The organism is Blautia sp. AM28-27 (assembly GCF_003480905.1).
GTDB classification, from domain to species: Bacteria; Bacillota; Clostridia; order Lachnospirales; family Lachnospiraceae; genus Fusicatenibacter; species Fusicatenibacter saccharivorans.
Map to the genome: position 1 here is coordinate 1 of NZ_QUJK01000043.1, position 775 is coordinate 775.

At 45.7% G+C, this 775-nt stretch carries 2 protein-coding genes; both read right to left on the minus strand.

The window, feature by feature from the left end:
* The coding region (locus tag DW743_RS17835) for a recombinase family protein (protein WP_158583315.1) at positions 1-362 on the minus strand (362 nt) is incomplete at its 3' end.
* Entirely contained in the window at positions 363-560 is a 198-nt protein-coding gene (locus tag DW743_RS17840; RefSeq protein WP_004612761.1) for a hypothetical protein, read from the minus strand.
* Positions 561-775 lie beyond the last annotated feature (215 nt).

A 775-nucleotide genomic window follows, 5' to 3' on the forward strand; every position in this document is an offset into this window, starting at 1 on the left:
ACACCGTTTCTTGGGAAAAAGTCCTCAATCAAATGCCCGGTTTGCAGATAGTTACGCCCCAGACGGCTGAGGTCTTTCGTGATGACAAGGTTGATCTGCCTGCGCTCAATGGCTCTCAACATTCTCTGCAAATCAGGACGCTCCATATTAAGACCTGTGAAACCATCGTCCTGATAGACTGCCACAACCTCCCATCCCTGCTTTTCGCAGTATTTTTCCAGCATATCACGCTGGTTTGCGATACTGGCACTTTCGCCTTGTAGGTCATCGTCCTTTGACAGCCTGCAATAGACCGCTGCACGATAGCCCCCGGCAAGTGCCTTTCCGATTGTTCTATATTCCATTTCGTTCATCATAGCCATTTACCCACACAATCCAGACGGTATCTGGCTCTTTTGAACCTCATCTTCATTATACTTCAAATCTTTCTTTTTAGCAAGATATTCTTTTGTATTTGTCTTTCCATATTTCTGGGAAATCAGGCTGACGAACACATCGGTTGCGTCCAGTTCCCCGTCAAACACCGTTGTAACATGAATCTCTGTTTTGTTTTTTGCCATAGGCAGTTATCCTCCATACATGAAAATAGCCAGACAGAGGGTGTCGGCAACGAAGTCCGGCAACGGGCTTCAAAAGACCTTGCAAACAATCTCAATCTGGCGATGGTTACTATTTATACTTTTCTTTTATTTTTCTGTTGTTTTGGTTGTCATAGGGGAGAAAAGCCGATAGTTTCGGGATTTTCCCCGGCAACCGGCTCGGCAACGGGATAGCA